The sequence below is a fragment of the Qipengyuania sp. genome, assembly GCF_042095715.1.
Classification (GTDB): domain Bacteria; phylum Pseudomonadota; class Alphaproteobacteria; order Sphingomonadales; family Sphingomonadaceae; genus Qipengyuania.
In genome coordinates this window covers 2,718-18,162 of record NZ_JBELMO010000065.1, presented here as the reverse complement: position 1 = coordinate 18,162, position 15,445 = coordinate 2,718, and the positions used below count along the sequence as shown (strand labels likewise).

Sequence of the window (15,445 nt, the reverse complement as noted above, 5' to 3'; positions counted from 1 at the left end):
GATCTTCGCCCCATCGGCGTCGGGGCGCGTCTATCCCACCGGCGCTATCCCCGCCCTGGCCAGCGGCGGAAGCGCGCAGGTGACACAGTATATTTCCGTGGACGGTCGCAATTCGGTCACGCCGGCCGGCTTTGCAGAGCAGATCCTGCAGGCGGCGAATGCGCACGCGAACCGTGCGGCGGCGACGGCGGGGCGGTCGGCAGTGGAAGCGTCACCCCAGCGAGTTTCGCGAGTGCAGACCCTGGGCAGTTAGATGACTGCCGCGGAGGTGCAGCTCTTGGACAGCCACGCGGCCTGCTTCGTGACGCTCTTCGCGTCCATTGGATGCGTATAGCTTAGCGTAGTTCGGCTACCTCCTTCCGATGCGGCAACGGAGAACAAAATTCGTCCTTTCGCAAGCGTGGGCAACCCCAAAGGGGCAAGTGTAAAGACGAGCTCACTCGCTTCCGGGCCCTTACGATCGAGCTTCAGCTTTCCGTATTTCCGCATCCGCCCCTGAATGCAGGCCACCATAGCATCGGGCTCGAACGAGGACTGGATGACCTGATCGGAAGGCCGCCATTGGGGCTCATCTGCGGCGGCTATCGCCATAAACAAACTTAGCATTGAGCAACTCCCTTGAACGACGAGGCGCCCGGCCGGGGTACGTCCGCGCCGCTCCGCTCGTCAATCCATCCGCCGTAATGCCCCCACCCCCGCCGGCCTACACCCTCGCCCGTGCCGGACCTCGTCCACCTTTGCCGCTTCAACTTTCGCGACGTCGACTTCCGCCGTGTCGGTCAGGTTACCGATGGCGGCACGGCGCTGTCCGGCATCAGCGCGACGATCGAGTCAGACGGCGGCGGCTACTGGCGAGGCGATTTCACCAATGGCAGCACGCGCTCTGTGGCCGACGGGCTCGCTTGGCGTGCGCTGATCGAGGGAATGGATGGCGGCGCAGTCGCGATTGATGTCGCGATCTGCGACACCTTCTTCCAGCCGACCAATTGGCAGCGCCCCCATCATCGTGATGATACGGCCCCAGACGCCCTCCCGACGTCCGCAGATCGGTTCACCAGCGGAGCGGCATCGCTTCGTGCAACCAGCATCGCCATCATCACGACTGATCCCAGCCAGGTGCAGGCCGGTCAGACGTTCGCGATCAACCATCCAACGTGGGGTTGGCGCGCGTACCGGATCATTGCGTGGGATGGCGTGACGGCAAAATTCCGTCCGCCGATCCGGGAGGCAGTCGCCGCGGCCACTCCGATTGAATTCTATAGTCCGCGCTGCCGCATGCACGTGCCGCCGGGGGCTGCCCCGAGCGCGCCGACGAACATCGGGCGGTTTACCTCCTGCTCCCTTGTCCTCGTCGAGGACATGCGGCAGCCAGCATGAGGGAGAGCTACGGCATTCGGATTGATTGCGATCCGCCAGCGCGCGTCTGGAACGGCGTCGGCAACCTCCACATTCCTGCTGACATCGTCGAAGCGGAGCCGGCGACGTACCTGGGCGGCGGCGAGCTCCTGTCAGCGCCCGACTTTCAGCAGCTCGTCAACGGCACGGCGGATCGCCTGTCGATTACGGTGTCGGGCGTCAGCGCAGAATCGCAGCGGCTGGCGCTGGAGGATGCCGAAAGCGTCAAGGGTGCCAAGGTCCACCTCGTGCGCTTCGATTTCGACGACGAATGGCAGCTGGTGAACGTCGAATACGAATGCGTCCTGCGGGCCGATAGCGTGACGACCAGCAGCGATCAGACTGAGGACGGCCGGACCCGCACGATCACGCTGTCGATCGGGACCGCCGACACCGATCGCTCACGCGCTCCAATAGCATTCTGGACCGACGCGGATCAGCGGCGGCGCTCGCCGACCGACAGGTTCTTCGACCATATCGCCGGTATCTCGCGCGGCACGTCGCGCCGGTTCGGGCCGAACGGATGAGGGCGCTAGCCGAATTCCTCCAACGCGAATGCGCGAACGCCGCGCCGTGGAACTGCTCCACCATGCCGGCGGACTGGTGCATCGCGCTGGGCCATCGCGACTTCGCCGCCGCCTGGCGGGATACCATCGAGCCTGATGACTGCATGAAAGCCCAGGACGGACCCGGCGGGCTCCTTCGCCTTTGGGATGAGGGTATCGGCAACGCCCTGCCATCCATCGATCTTTTCCTCGAACGCGGCGACATCCTTGTCTTCGAGATGGGCCCGCTGATCGCCGGCGGCATCTGGACTGGCGAGCGGATCGCGGTGCGCGCGACACGCGGTGTCCATTTCCTGGCCGAGGACTGGGTTACCATCCAGAAGGCCTGGCGGCCGTGAAAGCGATCTCCACGGTACTGACGATCGCGGCCGTCGCAGCTCTGGTCGTGACAACTGCCGGCGTCGGTGTTGCCGTTGCGGGCGGCTTTACGATCGGCGCGGGCATTTCGGGCGTGGCGGGGGCGATCGGCATTTCCAGCAGCCTGCTGGTGGGCCTGTCGCTTGCGGGCCTTACATACCTTGCAGGCGGCAGTCCGGGCGCTCCCAAGCCCGAGCAGACCGAGACGGCGATCAAATCGCCTACACCGCCGCGTGTAAGCGGCTATGGCCGACAGCGACTACATACCACGTATTCCCTCTACGTCACCGCCTCGGACGGCTCTGCGGTTGATGTCGGAGCATTCCACGACGGCCGCGTCGACGCGATCGAGCAGCACTATCTCGCCGACAAGAAGATAACGGTGCTGCCGAACGGCTTCGTCCAGCGAGGGCCGGACAACGAATATGGCGAGTTCAGTGACATCGTGCAGGTCGGCACCACGCTGGGCCCGGCGACCAACATCGCCTTCGCCAAGGTCATCGCGGCGGTGCCGGATCATTGGACGACGGATCATCGCGGCGACGGCGTCGTCACCGGTTACGTGATCTCGAAGCCGGTGAAGGCCGAAGGGTTCCAGATGGTCTACCCCAACGGGGGCCCTAACGCCTCACCGCTGAGCCTCACGATGCGACTGCAGCCCGTATTCGATTGGCGCGACCCCGCGCAGAGCGTCAGCGATCCGTTGACATGGAAGTGGTCGGAGAATGCGCTGCTCCACCTCGCGCATTATCTGCTCGTCCGCGACAATAAGGATTGGGCGACGCATTTCGCCCCTACGCTCGACTATTGGACCGCCGCGGCAAACGACTGCGATAGCCCGATGCCATTGCGCGGGGTCCAGGCGGTGCTGGCGGCAGACGTGACCGCGGGCTCTAGCTCTATCACGGTGACGACAGCGAACGGACTGGCGGCCGGCATTCAGGTAGCAATCTCGGCGACCGGCAATACCGACCTGTCGGAGACGCGGACCGTCTCGGGCATCACCGACAATGGCGGCTCCTTCACGCTCGCGCTCTCGTCCCCTGTCGCCAACAATCACCCTGCCGGCTCATCGGTGACATGGGAAGGGAATGGCGCATCAGAGGCTCGTTACCGGGGCTGCGTGGTGCACAAGCACACCGACGCGCACAAAGACGTCATCTCCAACCTCCTGTCGTGCTTTGACGGCTGGATGGCGCCGCGCGCGGATGGCGCGCTCGTCGTCTACTCAGGCCGATATTATCCGCCAACTGAATCACTTGGGCCGGACGAGATCATCTCCTACTCGTTGCAGGACGGCGTTGATGAGGAAAATGCGGTCAACCAGATCGCGGTCACGTACATCTCCGCGAACCACGACTTCAACGCGGTCGACACCGACGCATGGGAGGATGCCGACGACATCGCGCGGCGTGGCAAGACGCTTAGCGATACGCTTGAAATCCAGTCGCCCAGCTTCTCGCAGAACCGACGCCTCGCAAAGCGGAAGATGGCTCGGGCGATGGCGCGGCGTCGAGGGCAATTGACGACGAACGCTGCCGGCCGGCGCATTCGCGGGCATCGTTACATTCATATCGACCTGACCGATGCGGGAACGACGTTCTTCGCCGGCGCGGTCGAGGTGATCAAGCTGACCCGCAACCTGACGACCGGCGGTGTTACGATCGAATGGGTCGAAGCCGACCCGAATGTCGACGCCTGGAACCCGGCGACCGAGGAGGGCACCCCCGCGCCGGTCGGTAACAGCGTTGCTGCGTCTCCGCTGTCACCGCCGGTGATCGTTAGCGCCACCCCGGATTTCACCGCGGTCTCAGATGATGGAACCGGCGTGCGGGTTGTCATCGTGGCATCCGGGTTAGATCGGGATGACGTCACGTGGTTTGCCCGGTGGCGGGTGCTCGGCGCTGTCACTTGGAACGAGGCGCGGTATAGCGATATCGACAGCTCAGCCTCGGTAACGATCCAGACGGGTTTTGTGCCAACCGGCGCGACCGTGGAAGTTCAGGTCGCGTACCAAACAGGTGACGGTCGGGTATCGCCATACAGTGTGGCGCAGTCCGTGGTGACCCGCACCGACGCGACCCCGCCGGACGCGGCAGCGAACGTGGCCGTGATTAGCTGGTCCGACACGCTCACTCTCGCGACGGATCGCGTCGCGCGGGCCAGTTCCTATCGCTGGCGCGTGTTCGCTCAATACACATACCAGCCAGCGCTCTACCAAGCGGGGCCGGCGGCCAGCTACACGTTTGACGCTGGAAACGCGACGCGGGTCGCCTCGAGTGATGGCTGGACCGGGAACTTCTACGGATCCAGCGGGATCGTCGGCGAATGCCTGTTTATCTTCCGTATGGTCACCGGCGGCATCTTCGTGGGGCTATCCGATGGACGGGAATATGTCGGAGGCCCGAGCGATTACACGTTCCTCGATTTCTCCATCCAGAAGAACGACACCCAGTGGAGGATCTGGGAAGGCGGGTCAGTCCAGGCCGAATTCACCTCAATCAACGGTATTCCCAACCGCAATAACCAGGTCTTCGCGATTGGTTACAAGGGAACGACCGTCACCTATTACATCCTCACGAACGAGGGCACCTTTGCGTCTTTCCGCACCGTGGAAACCACCACCGCGCGCAAGTTCTACCCCGGCGGTGCCGGGGTGACGAACGGCGCAAAAGTGGATCAGATGCAATTTCGTGCAGACGGCAGCGACCTGCGACTGACGATACCGGCGGTACTCGTGCGGACAATTGTCACCACCACACGGCAGGTTTCCTATACTCAAGCCCAGGCGGCGGCCGATGGTATCCGCCGGGCCTATACGATCGATGTGGCGGGCGTAAATGCAGCGGGCGCCGGAACGGTCGCGACCAGCGCGCTGTTGACAAACCCGCCCCCACCGACGGTGACTGGTGTCGCCACGCCGGATGACGCGACGACCGCCGCCGTCAGCTTCGATCTTCTCAGCGGCGTGCCGGACCTCGCCGGCTACATCGTTGCCTATTCGTCAAAATCTGGGTTCGATCCCCTAACCGAGGGATTCCTCGCGACGAATAACGGGGCAAGCCCCCACTATATCTACGGCCTATCGGCGGGCACCTATTACGTGCGGGTCGCCGCGTTCGACACGTGGACTGATAATCCCCGGCTCCTGAACTTTTCGAATGAGGACAGTTTCGTCATCACCGCCGGCGGAGGAAGTAGCGGAGGCGGAACGGGCACGGGCGGTAGCGGCGGCGGTTATTGCCCGACAACGGACACGCTGATCCTGCTCGCGAATACCGATGGTACGGGACCGGGCACGCAGAAGATGGCTGGCGATCTCAATGTGGGCGATCGGGTCTGGACGCAGCACGAAGTAACGATGGAATGGGGCGCCTACCCGGTCGCGGCGATTTCGATCAAGGCCGAACCGGTGCTGAAAGCGGACATTGGCATCACACGGATGCGGGCGACCGCGGGCCACCGCGTCTGGCTTGGCGGCGGATGGATGCGCTTCGACACGCTCGGGACCTTCGATGGCGTCGCGCCGGTCGCGCAAATCACGATCACCGATGCCCATACCTACGTCTCGAACGGCGTCTTGAGCCACAACGCGAAGGCGAATCTGCAATAGTATCCGCCGTAATCCTGAGGGGGCGGCGGCCCTAATGACGGCGCATGACCCCGTGGACTGTCGATCTTATCGCGGACCGCTGGACGCCGTTCAGCGACGGGTTCCAGTTCCCGCCCGGCATTGACCTCACCGGCGCCACGTGTCGCGCTCAGGTACGGGTGTATCGTGACGCCCCCGGCCCCCCCCTCATCGATCTGCAGAACGCGCCGGCCGGCACCCAAGGGCTGGCGATCGAGATCGCGACTGACCCCGCGACGATGGTGGCGACATCGACGATCCGCATGATGATCGCCGAGGCAACGCTCCGGGCGATCGCCAAGAGTTCGCCGGCTGGCGGTGACATCGTTCTCGCCTGGGATCTTCACGTCACCCTTTCCTCCGTTGGCAAGCGACGCTGGATCGCGGGCAGCTTCACCATCCGCGCCGGAGCCACGCAATGACGCTTCACATCCTCGATGTCGTTGACGACGTGCGGATCGCCCGGGTCGTCGGCGTGGAGGTCGCCGAGGCCCAACTGGCAAACACGGTTCGCTTCGCTCCCGGAGTCGGTGGCGGCGTTATACCGGCGAGCGGCGGCCCGTTCCTCGCCCTTGACGCCTACAATCGTCCCGTGCGCGCATCGGGCACGGGCGCTGATGCCGCGCTTCGTACAGACCTTGCAGCCGGCGGAGGTTCCGCGCTGCTGGGATTCACCGCCAAAAGCGCAACGGGCTCGCGACCGGTTGAAGAAAAGCTGCAGGAAGTCGTCTCGGTCGCCGACTATGCCTATGGCAGTACCGACGCCATCGCCGCCACGATCCGCGCGGTAGCCGCGCTTGACCCATCAACGCCAGCTCGGCTGATCTTCCCCCGTGGCGCCTGGACGATCGGCGCAAACGTCGACTGGTCAAGCTTTCGAAATATCACTTTCGAATTCTGCCCCGGGGCCCTGATCGACAACGGATCGAACACGGTCATCCTCCCCGAGCGTGTGGTGTCAGGCCTCGGCGCCGCCTTCACTGGATCGGGGTCAGTCACACAGAAAAATCGGGATCTCACGCCACTTGCCGTTGCGCCGTCCGGCTACTCACCATCGGGGAACGAAGCGGCCGGACTTCGAGCTTTGACGAAGATCGTCGGCGGCCACAACAACATTGCCTGGGGCCCCGACGCGCTCGCAGCGGCGGAGCATACTCGCTATAATATCGCGATCGGCGCACGCGCCCTATCAAACGAGATCGGCGACCCCACCGGCGCTCGATCGATGGTCTCGCCTACGGAAATTGGTAGCTATAGCTCCGACGGTGACGGCTCGATCGCTGTTGGCGATAGCGCGTTGCAGATGAGCCGCGGCGGTGTCGAAAACGCCGCTCTCGGCCTCTATGCGCTTCGCCAGCACCCCGCCTCCCGCTGGAATGTCGCGATTGGTGCGCACAGCCAAGAATCGGCTTCCGGCAACTTCAACATCGGCGTCGGCGCCTACACCCTGACCGTCAACGCCGGAAACAATAACATCGCGCTTGGCTGGGCGGCGCTCGAGGGAGCAACCTCGGGATCCAACATCGCCATCGGTCATGCCGCGATGAATGGCAGTAAGACCGGGACGTCGAACGTCATTGTCGCCCCGCTCGGATTGATGTCTGCAACGAACAGCATCGAGAACAGCGGCCTTGGGCAGGAGGTGCTCAAGAACCTGAAATCCGGTGATGGTAACGCGGCGATCGGAGCGTTCGCGATTGGTTCGGCCAATAGCGGGACAAACAACAGCGCGCTTGGCCGCAACGCATTGGTCAACATGTTGTCTGGGATCGGCAACACCGCTCTGGGAGCCGCGGCTCTCAGCGAACTGACCACCTACAACAACTGCACGGGCGTAGGCGCGGGTGCGCAGGTCACGAATAACGATCAGATCCAGTTCGGCAACCCGAACGCGGTGCCGTATGCGTGGGTGTCGGTGCAGCAGCGCTCCGACGCGCGCGACAAGGCTGACATCCGTGACACGGTTCTCGGGCTGGACTTCATCAACGCGCTACGGCCGGTCGACTATCGCCTCGACTTCCGGGTCGATTATGATGACGGCAAGCCCACGGGGAAGAAGAAGCGGAAGCGGTTTCACCACGGTCTTATCGCTCAGGAGGTGCGCGACGTTATCGCTCGCACCGGTATCGATTTCGGCGGGTATCAGGATCATTCCGTTACCGGCGGAGATGATGTTCTCTCGATAGGATACGCTGAGCTCATCGCCCCGACGATCAAGGCGCTCCAAGAGAGCCATGCACAGGTCGTGGAGCTGCGCGGCCTGGTTTCAGACTTGGCGACACGCCTCGCCGCGCTGGAGGCCAAAGCGTGATTGTCCTGATCTGGCAGGGGCTCTGCGTCCTGGCGGCGGGAATCGGCTGCTACGCCATCTCACTGGCGCGCGCCTATGGGCGAGGCCCGCGTGTTTGACGCCCTCGTCAAGGCGCTGACCAGCAGCTTCGAGCGCGCGCCCTGGGGCTGGGGCGTCTTCGCGATGCTCATCGCCGGATACTTCCGCCTGAAACCGCTGATGGTCCGGCTCAAGAACGAACGCGAAGCGAACCTTCTCAACGAGCGAGCCGAAGAAATGGAAGCCATGCGCGCCAGAGTAGAGGCGCTGGAGGCCCGGCTGGAGCGCGAGCGTACCCGCCATGAAGCGGAACGCGCTTTGGACCGGCACCGGCTCAACAACATGGACCAGTGCTTCAATGCCCTGTTCCTGATGTTCGAAACCAGTCCCGAGAAGGCCGCTCAGGCGATCGCAGCCGTCAAGGAGATGCGCGAACGCCAGATGCAGTCCGAGGCGATCGAGAAAGCCACGATCCACGCGGCGGCGATCCAACAGACAGGACCAGCAGAATGACCGATAAACGATCAGCTGCGCCCACCCCGCAGCGCAACAAGCCCGTTGGCGCGCTCGCCGCCGTCATCGGCACCGCCGCTGCCGCGATCCTCACCCCGTTCGTGATCAATTGGGAGAGCGGGAGCAAGCAGTATCTCACCCCCTATCGCGACATTGTGGGTGTTTGGACCCAATGCCATGGCGAGACGCTGGGCGTGACGGCCGCCAGCCCGAAGGAGACGCCAGAGGGGTGCAATCTCAAGCTCGACAAGCGATTGGCGGGGTTCGCGCAGGGGGTTGCCAAATGCACGCCCTCGCTCAAGGGGTGCGATCGGGAATGGGCAGCGGCAACCAGCCTCGCCTATAACATCGGCGTCCCCGCCTACTGCAAATCCACCGTCGATCGCCGCTTCGATGCCGGCGACCGGAAAGGTGCGTGCGACGCCTTCCTGATGTGGAACCGCGCCGGTGGCCGCCCTGTCGCCGGACTGACCCGACGCCGAACTGCCGAGCGCGACCTTTGCCTCCAGGGAGCAAAAGCATGACCGACCCCGATACCACGCCGATTGTCGTCAACCCCGACCAGACTGCCGCGCAACTGGGTGTCGCCATCCGCTACGCGCTGACCGCGATCGGCGGCTATCTCGTCGCCAAGGGCTGGATCAGCGGCGACCTGCTGGAAGTCCTCGTCAACGCGGCGGTGATCGTCGGACCCGCCGCCTACGCCTCCTACCGCTCGGACCAGCAAAAGAAGGTGCTCGTCACCGTCGCCAGCGCCGCGCCTGACAGCGTGTCCGTCATCAAGGGATCAAACGCATGAGCATTTTCACCACCATCGGCCGCTTCTTCAAGAAGCTGTTCACGGCCAAGAACCTCGACGCGGCACAGGCGTTCGTCGCCAAGTACCTGCCTGAGTTCGGGGACGAGCTGGCGCAGTTCAGCGCAAGCCTCGCGAGCGAGCGCGCCAGCCTGTTCACGCTCGCCGACCACGCCAAGGATCTGTGGATCGCGGCCAAGGGCACGACGATCAGCACCAGCCTTGCAACGGCGCTGGCGCAGGCGGCTTTCAACCAGGCACAGAAGCTGGTGCTGGCCGAAGCCGAAAAACTGCTGTCGAAATGAGCCTGTTCGGCAGCAAGCCCCCCAAGGTTCCCGAGGGGGGTGAGGCCTATGTCGCTCAGGACGATCTGCACGGCGACAAATGGTCGGTGCGGGTCGACATGGGCGACGGCGCGGCGCGGGCGAAGCAGAAGCGGCTATCCCCGACGTTCGCGGACATGATGAACGCCTATGCGTATCTGGCGTGGATCAACGGTGAGGTGGATCACTTCACCTATCCGGCGGGACGGGCGTGAGCGACCCTGTTGACCCCCGCTCCGGGCCGCGCGGCTGCGCCTACGCCCTCCTTCTCTCCGCCCTCGCCTGGGCGGTGATCTTCTCTATCGTCATATCCTGAACGGAGCAGCACCTCATGACCCAATATTCCATCGCGGCCCGCAACGGCGTCCTGTCCGGCATCATCGCCGCGATCGGCGCCTCCCCGAAGATCGAGATGCGCAGCGGCCTGGCGCCCGCCGACCCCGCCAATGCCGCTTCCGGCACGCAGCTGGCCACCGGCACATTGCCGTCGAGCCCGTTCGGCACGCCGTCCGCGGCGTCCGTCGCGAAGGCCGGCACCTGGAGCGCGACCGGTGTCGCCGGCGGCTATATCGGCCATTACCGCATCCTCTCCAACGACGGCGCCACCTGCCACGCGCAGGGGCCGGTTTCCGAACCATGGGCGGCATCGAAGGCCTATGTCGTCGCCCAGCAGGTGCACAATGGCGGGAACGTCTATCGCGCGACGGCGGCGGGGACGTCGGCATCGTCGGGCGGCCCGACCGGCACCGGCACCGGCATTACCGACGGCACCGTCACCTGGGCGTATGTCGGCCCGGTCGAGATGACGATCGACAACAGCAACGTGGCCATCAGCCAGGTCGTCACCATCAACGCCTACACCCTGAACGCCTAGAGCGTCGGCGATGGCCTTGCGCGAGTGGAACCCGTCCGACCTGCCGGCGGACTTCAAATTCCTCGAGTACGATTTCGCGCGCAACGAGCGGATCACGCTCGATGGCAATGGCGGCATCGCGCAGATCCTCGACAATTGGCAGGGCCGCGCAGCGACGACCGCCAATGCCGGCGGGCGCCGCACCGTCGGCAGCTTCAACGGGGTGCAGAGCGCCTATTCCTCGGGGTTCGACAAGAACGGCATCATCGTCGATGACCTGACCGGCTTTCCCAGCGGCAACGCGGATCGCTATCTGGGATTCGCCGTCGTGCCGCAGGACGGCTTGATCGGCGGCTATCGCGGCGACGGCACCGCGAATATCTACTGCCTCGACAGCCCCTATGATCCGGGCGTGCGCTTCTATTATGACAATGCGCGCGTCACCAGCCAGGTCGCAACCGACAACAGCACCGCACATTATATCGAGGTGCAGCACGCCTCCTCGGCGTCGTCGCTGTTCGTCGATGGCGTCGCCGCAGGGACCTATCCCGTCACGCTGGCCACCACGCTGGATCGCTTCGGCATCGCGGGCGCGCAGGAAGATTTCTACGGCGTCATCGGCCATACCTTCTACGTCGTGATCGGCAAGCGCCCGCCGACACAGGACGAGCGGCAACTCCTCGAAGCATGGGTCGCCCAATACAAGACGAAGCGCAGCCCGCCATCCGACAATCCCTATCGGCCCACCGCGAACGGCGGCCAAGGCCTGCCGATGGTAGACGACGGATCGGCGCCGGCCGAATTGACCGCGAATGCCAGCGTGGTGGCGCCGTCGGTCATGGTCACCACCGCCGCGATCATGGCGCTTGCTGCCGTCGCGGCCGTCACCACCCCTTTGGTGCGCGGGACGGGCGCGGCGGTGACGAAGGTCAGCGCGGCCGGCTCGGCGAACGCCGGCAGAGTGGCATTGCCCACCGCCTCCTCTGCCGCGAAAGCTGCCTCTGGCGCGACGGCGATCACCACCACGGCGAAAGCGGCCGGCGCCGGCACCAGCAAGGCCGGTGGCGCGGCATCGGGCAGCGCGACAGCGCCGATCGTGCAGGCCAACGGATCTGCCGGCGCGATGCAGACGCCCGCGAATGCGTCGGCGGCGGTGCAGGTGCCCAACCCCAGCGCCAACGGATCGAGCACGGCACCCGCGCGGGCGGACGCCAATGCCGGTGCCCCGATCACTTTGGGGATTGGCACGGCGGGCACGGCCACCCAGGCAACGGGGAGCAGCGCGGTGCCGGGGCCATCGGCGACCAGCACCGGCGGCGCGGTTGTGGCCGTCGGCGGGGCGGCGACAGCACCCATGGTCACCGGCAGCGGGGATGCATCGGTGGTGTCGATCCCCACCGGCGCCAGCGCGACCGTGAGGGTGCCCCTACCCTACGCGGACGCCGTCGCGATGGCGACCGGCGCCGCGAGCGGCGCGGCAATGGCGCGCGCCTCCGCCGGCGGTGATATTGCCGTCCCGATCGGCGCGGCTGGCGCGGCCTTGGCGCCGATTCCCTCGGCCTATGCCGAAGTCCGGGTAGCGATCGCCGCAAGCGCGGTGGCGGCGGTTCGAGCGATCACGGTCACCGCGACTGCGACAATCGTCGGCGATGATGCGGATCGCATCCCCGGCCCGGGCTGGGCGGGCGTCACCGAGGCCCGCCCATTTAACGTCACCGCCGAACGCCGCGACTTTCACCTTTCCAGCAACGGACGAACGCAGATGCTGACATTCCCCGGCAAATACCCGCACGAGGTCCGCCACGCCTCGATCGACTTCTCGCCCGCGCTCGCCGCCGGTGAACAGCTGGTCGACGCGCCGACGGTGTCGGTGCGCGGCGACATGACGGTGGCGGCCCAGCGCATCGAGGGCACGAAGGTGCTGTTCACCCTCAGCGGCGGCACCGCAGACGCCGACCCGGTCCAGCGCGTCGACGCTTATGCAAGCACGTCGACCGGGCAGGTGCTGGAAGAGGTGGTGCTCGTGTCGATGCTGGGATGATCAGCGGCGGCGGCCGAACCAACGGTTGGTGCCGGCATTATCATGTGGTTTGCAAACTACGCCGGCGACGCCGTATCAAACGGGCATGTCATGGGGGCCAATCGCTGCATCTATCCACGAACAGTTCGTGACGGCGTGGAATGCGCCCGTCCCGTTCCTCACGCTCATAATCGCGGTTGGTGCGTTCATCTGGTGGTTTGTTAACCAAATGTACGCCGCGCGGCTGGCTCGCCTTCTCCAGGACATCACGAGTGAGCAGGCCGAATCTGCCCGGCTTCGCGGGAAGTTAGCAGAACGAGTTTCAGCTCCTGCGGCTGCCCAGGTGGCAGGCCCTCCTGCTCCCGTGATTACGCATGAGAAGCGGCAGGCCATTGATGAAGCCGGGGAGACCCAGAAGGCGATCTCGGCGCTCTACAAGGCGAGGGATGATGCGCGCATCGCGGTTTTACGCGGCACCGATCAGGCGGCGGAGAGGGCCATTCCGGGGATGAAAGCGGCGTTGCTCACCGCTCAGAAGCGGTTTGGTACGCCTGCGGTGCAACTAGACGACAGCATGCCACCCGTAACAGCTCTAGAACTGCAAAGGCGCCTGCTTGAGCGCATCCTCCCTATGCTGGATGCGGGGCACTACGATGAGGCACGAGAGGAGGCGAGGGCCTACTTGGACAAAATGGGCGCTTAGGCAGCCTCGTCGTCCTTAGGCTTGTACGGCGACCCAACCCACTGGTGCCGCTGCTCCATTATACGCTGTCCCTCGTCTCATACGTGATGTCACTCCCGACCTGGTCCCCCATCATCCGCTGAACCGGCCTCGTGAATGTCGCCTCGCCCATGTCAGGCGGCAACGGCGTTTCGCACAGCACCTCGAAGCGGTTGAGCGATCGGTCGACGATCGAGGCCGCGGCGGTCACCCGGGCGCGATCCTTCACCTCCTGACGCTGATCCTTGAGGTCGCGCAGCAGCGACGACGGCCACCGGCGTATCGCGCTTGCGATCATGTAAATCAGCTCGTCACGATTGACCTGCCTCATGCCGGCGGGCTCCACGGATCGCGCGCGCCCAGCTGACGCTCATCGATGTTGAGCGCGATCGCGAGGTTGCGGCGATCCTCCTCCGGCAGGCGTCGCGGCGTTCCGCGTTCGATGAACTGCTGGAGATAAGCCACGTTGCGGCCGATCTTGCGCGACAGGGCGGAAAGGCTCTCCCCCTTCTCTTGCGCGACTCGGGCGATGGTCTGACGGGCGTCCATGCCCCTGATCTGACGGAATTAACGCCCAGTTGCGAGTCCTTTTGTTCCGTTAATGTTCCGTAATATGATCGGTGCCGGTGCGCGCGCAGGTGGCACAGTAGGATCACCGATCGGCATTGCCCTCGCCGTTCGCCTGTGGCTCAATCTGGGTATGTGCAACCGTTTCCGCATGACCGCCGCGCAGGCGGAACTGGCGCAGCGCTATGGCGTCGCGATGCCCTTCGCGCCAGATCAGGAGGCGCCCCCGCCGGAGTTGTTCCCGGATCGCTCGGCATTCGTCGTCCGCCATGATGATAGCGGCGCGAGGGTCCTCGACACGATGCGCTGGGGCTTCCCGCATCAGGTGCCGGGCAAGCGCATCGACAAGGCGACCGGCCGCCCAGTGTTGCTGGAGAAGCGGATCACCAATGTCCGCAACTATACGTCGCCGTTCTGGCGCTCGGCGCTCCGGCAGCCGTCCCGCCGGTGCCTGGTGCCGTTCACCGCGTTCAGCGAATACGCGCAGACGCGCGGCGAGGATGGCAAGCTGCCGCTCCACTGGTTCGACGTGCCCAGCCAGCCGATCACCAGCTTCGCGGGCGTGTGGCGACCGACCGATACCGGGCCGGTATTCGCCTTCCTCACGACCGAACCCAACCCGCTCGTCGCGCCGATCCATCCGAAGGCAATGCCGGTGTTACTGCACCAGGGCGACGAGGAACGCTGGCTGACTGCGGACGAGCCGGACGCGCTGGCGCTGGCGGTGCCGTTTCCCTCGCAGTTGATGCGGCTCGATTTTACGAGCTAGGCCGAAGCCTGCGATATCTTCGCACTGGCATAGGTCAAACGTAATCCTCCTGCCGTTCCAGCCGCTTCGGGCATGGTGTAACCGAGCCGGTGTGAGTCATTGCTCTTCTCTCGATGGAAGGTGGCGATGGGGTGGAGAAGTAGGAGAAGGGGTCATGCGGGGCGGTTCGGCGCTGGCAGCATCGGGAGCATGTTCGGTGCCGCACCTATCCGGTAAGCCTCGGCGATCTGCGGGCGCATGAAGTCGCCGACCGTTTCCTCGCCGCCGGGGAGCACGATGTACGCCATGAACTCGTCCTCGAACACTGCGATGCCGCTCTCAACCGCCTCCAGCTTGGCCTTGATGACCAGCGCCAGCGCCCGCCATTTCTGGCGCACCGCCTGCTCCCATTCCTTCTGGGCCGCGTCAGGCGCGCGGGCACCGCGGCTATGGTGCGTGAAGCGGCGCTCGGTCTTCGCCGGCAACGGGAGGATTAAACGGATATGACGCCCGCCTATCCGAAAGCCGACGACCGCGGCGTCTTCCTGCCAGCCGTATAGGAACTGGTCCGCGCCGTATCGCTCAAGCGTCCGCTCGATCTCATCTCGCGAACGGCCGCTGCTGAC

20 protein-coding genes are annotated in these 15,445 nt (G+C 64.9%); 16 read left to right on the top strand and 4 right to left on the bottom strand.

Translation table 11 applies throughout. The features are described 5' to 3' along the window. A partial coding sequence (locus ACFDTG_RS13365; RefSeq protein WP_375291511.1) for a hypothetical protein occupies nucleotides 1–253 on the top strand: 253 nt, incomplete at its 5' end. Here the strand turns inward: ACFDTG_RS13365 and ACFDTG_RS13360 are convergent. After that, a complete protein-coding gene (locus ACFDTG_RS13360; protein ID WP_375291510.1) occupies nucleotides 250–606 on the bottom strand; it encodes a hypothetical protein in 357 nt (118 codons plus the stop codon). The genes ACFDTG_RS13365 and ACFDTG_RS13360 overlap by 4 nt on opposite strands. A 111-nt stretch (nucleotides 607–717) precedes the next feature. Between ACFDTG_RS13360 and ACFDTG_RS13355 the strand changes: the two genes are divergently transcribed. The 14 genes from ACFDTG_RS13355 (at nucleotide 718) to ACFDTG_RS13290 (ending at nucleotide 13,486) form a co-directional block, all read left to right on the top strand. Then, entirely contained in the window at nucleotides 718–1,377 is a 660-nt protein-coding gene (locus tag ACFDTG_RS13355) for a hypothetical protein (protein ID WP_375248313.1), read from the top strand. Then, nucleotides 1,374–1,922 carry a hypothetical protein gene (locus tag ACFDTG_RS13350; RefSeq protein WP_375248314.1) on the top strand — a complete coding sequence of 183 codons (549 nt, stop codon included), beginning with the start codon at nucleotides 1,374–1,376 and terminating at the stop codon, nucleotides 1,920–1,922. The genes ACFDTG_RS13355 and ACFDTG_RS13350 overlap by 4 nt, the downstream gene beginning before the upstream one ends. After that, nucleotides 1,919–2,299, top strand: a complete 381-nt coding sequence (locus ACFDTG_RS13345) for a hypothetical protein (protein WP_375248315.1) — start codon at nucleotides 1,919–1,921, stop codon at nucleotides 2,297–2,299. The genes ACFDTG_RS13350 and ACFDTG_RS13345 overlap by 4 nt, the downstream gene beginning before the upstream one ends. Then, nucleotides 2,296–5,931 (top strand): hypothetical protein, encoded by a 3,636-nt coding sequence (locus tag ACFDTG_RS13340; protein WP_375248316.1) that lies wholly within the window; start codon nucleotides 2,296–2,298, stop codon nucleotides 5,929–5,931. The genes ACFDTG_RS13345 and ACFDTG_RS13340 overlap by 4 nt, the downstream gene beginning before the upstream one ends. A 44-nt stretch (nucleotides 5,932–5,975) precedes the next feature. After that, nucleotides 5,976–6,371, top strand: coding sequence for a hypothetical protein (locus ACFDTG_RS13335; protein ID WP_375248317.1), 396 nt, complete (start codon nucleotides 5,976–5,978; stop codon nucleotides 6,369–6,371). Next, complete coding sequence (locus ACFDTG_RS13330) at nucleotides 6,368–8,260, top strand: tail fiber domain-containing protein (protein WP_375248318.1); 1,893 nt, start codon at nucleotides 6,368–6,370, stop codon at nucleotides 8,258–8,260. Before ACFDTG_RS13335 ends, ACFDTG_RS13330 begins: the two co-directional genes overlap by 4 nt. Before the next feature lie 90 nt (nucleotides 8,261–8,350). Beyond that, nucleotides 8,351–8,791, top strand: a complete 441-nt coding sequence (locus tag ACFDTG_RS13325; protein WP_375248319.1) for a hypothetical protein — start codon at nucleotides 8,351–8,353, stop codon at nucleotides 8,789–8,791. Further along, nucleotides 8,788–9,315, top strand: a complete 528-nt coding sequence (locus tag ACFDTG_RS13320) for a lysozyme (protein WP_375248320.1) — start codon at nucleotides 8,788–8,790, stop codon at nucleotides 9,313–9,315. The genes ACFDTG_RS13325 and ACFDTG_RS13320 overlap by 4 nt, the downstream gene beginning before the upstream one ends. Next, nucleotides 9,312–9,590, top strand: coding sequence for a hypothetical protein (locus ACFDTG_RS13315; RefSeq protein ID WP_375248321.1), 279 nt, complete (start codon nucleotides 9,312–9,314; stop codon nucleotides 9,588–9,590). Before ACFDTG_RS13320 ends, ACFDTG_RS13315 begins: the two co-directional genes overlap by 4 nt. Continuing rightward, nucleotides 9,587–9,892: a hypothetical protein gene (locus tag ACFDTG_RS13310; protein WP_375248322.1), complete on the top strand. Its 306-nt coding sequence runs from the start codon at nucleotides 9,587–9,589 to the stop codon at nucleotides 9,890–9,892. The genes ACFDTG_RS13315 and ACFDTG_RS13310 overlap by 4 nt, the downstream gene beginning before the upstream one ends. Continuing rightward, complete coding sequence (locus ACFDTG_RS13305) at nucleotides 9,889–10,125, top strand: hypothetical protein (RefSeq protein WP_375248323.1); 237 nt, start codon at nucleotides 9,889–9,891, stop codon at nucleotides 10,123–10,125. The genes ACFDTG_RS13310 and ACFDTG_RS13305 overlap by 4 nt, the downstream gene beginning before the upstream one ends. Nucleotides 10,126–10,241: 116 nt before the next feature. Further along, on the top strand, nucleotides 10,242–10,784 hold the full coding sequence (locus ACFDTG_RS13300; RefSeq protein ID WP_375248324.1) for a hypothetical protein: 543 nt from the start codon (nucleotides 10,242–10,244) through the stop codon (nucleotides 10,782–10,784). A 10-nt stretch (nucleotides 10,785–10,794) separates the two neighbouring features. Continuing rightward, the gene (locus ACFDTG_RS13295; protein ID WP_375248325.1) at nucleotides 10,795–12,804 is read left to right on the top strand and encodes a hypothetical protein; all 2,010 of its coding nucleotides are present in this window, start codon (nucleotides 10,795–10,797) and stop codon (nucleotides 12,802–12,804) included. 85 nt (nucleotides 12,805–12,889) lie between these two features. After that, nucleotides 12,890–13,486 (top strand): hypothetical protein, encoded by a 597-nt coding sequence (locus tag ACFDTG_RS13290; RefSeq protein WP_375248326.1) that lies wholly within the window; start codon nucleotides 12,890–12,892, stop codon nucleotides 13,484–13,486. 58 nt (nucleotides 13,487–13,544) lie between these two features. On the opposite strand, the gene ACFDTG_RS13285 is transcribed toward ACFDTG_RS13290, so the two are convergent. Both ACFDTG_RS13285 and ACFDTG_RS13280 read right to left on the bottom strand, forming a co-directional pair. Beyond that, entirely contained in the window at nucleotides 13,545–13,835 is a 291-nt protein-coding gene (locus ACFDTG_RS13285; protein WP_375248327.1) for a hypothetical protein, read from the bottom strand. Further along, a complete protein-coding gene (locus tag ACFDTG_RS13280) occupies nucleotides 13,832–14,053 on the bottom strand; it encodes a hypothetical protein (RefSeq protein ID WP_375248328.1) in 222 nt (73 codons plus the stop codon). Before ACFDTG_RS13280 ends, ACFDTG_RS13285 begins: the two co-directional genes overlap by 4 nt. 64 nt (nucleotides 14,054–14,117) lie before the next feature. Between ACFDTG_RS13280 and ACFDTG_RS13275 the strand changes: the two genes are divergently transcribed. After that, nucleotides 14,118–14,840, top strand: a complete 723-nt coding sequence (locus ACFDTG_RS13275; RefSeq protein ID WP_375291509.1) for an SOS response-associated peptidase — start codon at nucleotides 14,118–14,120, stop codon at nucleotides 14,838–14,840. A gap of 152 nt (nucleotides 14,841–14,992) precedes the next feature. On the opposite strand, the gene ACFDTG_RS13270 is transcribed toward ACFDTG_RS13275, so the two are convergent. Then, on the bottom strand, nucleotides 14,993–15,445 hold a 453-nt coding region (locus ACFDTG_RS13270), incomplete at its 5' end, for a hypothetical protein (protein ID WP_375291508.1).

Coding starts and splice junctions, on each gene's coding strand:
- ACFDTG_RS13360 (WP_375291510.1), bottom strand. CDS start 606: ATGCTAAGTTTGTTTATGGCGATAGCCGCCGCAGATGAGCCCCAATGG.
- ACFDTG_RS13350 (WP_375248314.1), top strand. CDS start 1,374: ATGAGGGAGAGCTACGGCATTCGGATTGATTGCGATCCGCCAGCGCGC.
- ACFDTG_RS13345 (WP_375248315.1), top strand. CDS start 1,919: ATGAGGGCGCTAGCCGAATTCCTCCAACGCGAATGCGCGAACGCCGCG.
- ACFDTG_RS13335 (WP_375248317.1), top strand. CDS start 5,976: ATGACCCCGTGGACTGTCGATCTTATCGCGGACCGCTGGACGCCGTTC.
- ACFDTG_RS13330 (WP_375248318.1), top strand. CDS start 6,368: ATGACGCTTCACATCCTCGATGTCGTTGACGACGTGCGGATCGCCCGG.
- ACFDTG_RS13320 (WP_375248320.1), top strand. CDS start 8,788: ATGACCGATAAACGATCAGCTGCGCCCACCCCGCAGCGCAACAAGCCC.
- ACFDTG_RS13315 (WP_375248321.1), top strand. CDS start 9,312: ATGACCGACCCCGATACCACGCCGATTGTCGTCAACCCCGACCAGACT.
- ACFDTG_RS13310 (WP_375248322.1), top strand. CDS start 9,587: ATGAGCATTTTCACCACCATCGGCCGCTTCTTCAAGAAGCTGTTCACG.
- ACFDTG_RS13305 (WP_375248323.1), top strand. CDS start 9,889: ATGAGCCTGTTCGGCAGCAAGCCCCCCAAGGTTCCCGAGGGGGGTGAG.
- ACFDTG_RS13300 (WP_375248324.1), top strand. CDS start 10,242: ATGACCCAATATTCCATCGCGGCCCGCAACGGCGTCCTGTCCGGCATC.
- ACFDTG_RS13295 (WP_375248325.1), top strand. CDS start 10,795: ATGGCCTTGCGCGAGTGGAACCCGTCCGACCTGCCGGCGGACTTCAAA.
- ACFDTG_RS13290 (WP_375248326.1), top strand. CDS start 12,890: ATGTCATGGGGGCCAATCGCTGCATCTATCCACGAACAGTTCGTGACG.
- ACFDTG_RS13285 (WP_375248327.1), bottom strand. CDS start 13,835: ATGAGGCAGGTCAATCGTGACGAGCTGATTTACATGATCGCAAGCGCG.
- ACFDTG_RS13280 (WP_375248328.1), bottom strand. CDS start 14,053: ATGGACGCCCGTCAGACCATCGCCCGAGTCGCGCAAGAGAAGGGGGAG.
- ACFDTG_RS13275 (WP_375291509.1), top strand. CDS start 14,118: ATGATCGGTGCCGGTGCGCGCGCAGGTGGCACAGTAGGATCACCGATC.